The sequence below is a fragment of the Algoriphagus sp. UBA3586 genome (genome assembly GCF_002376385.1).
In the GTDB taxonomy this organism is placed as follows: Bacteria; Bacteroidota; Bacteroidia; order Cytophagales; family Cyclobacteriaceae; genus Algoriphagus; species Algoriphagus ornithinivorans.
The window spans coordinates 229,704-229,925 of sequence record NZ_DFMT01000013.1 but is presented as its reverse complement, the minus strand read 5'-3'; the positions used below and the strand labels follow the sequence as shown (position 1 = coordinate 229,925).

Genomic DNA, 222 nt, shown 5'->3' with positions numbered 1-222 from the left:
TCCGCTGACAGGCTTTACTGAGAACATTCCATCTCTAGAAGCAAATCAGTCTGTGACTTTCCAAACCAGCTACTCGGTTACTGCTGCTGACTTGAATAGAGGAAGTATTGTGAACGTTGCGACTGCGACAACAAACTTTAATGAGCAACCAGTAACTGCAGAGGATGATGCGATAGTAACGGTAGATCAGAGTCCTTCGATCTCGATTGTCAAAACATCAGA

The 222-nt window shown here is 44.1% G+C and carries 1 protein-coding gene; it reads left to right on the top strand.

Features of this window, described 5'->3' with window-relative positions; all coding sequences use genetic code 11:
- Window positions 1-222 (top strand): DUF7507 domain-containing protein (locus B2906_RS04135; RefSeq protein ID WP_422652858.1); only part of this gene is annotated, 222 nt, incomplete at both ends.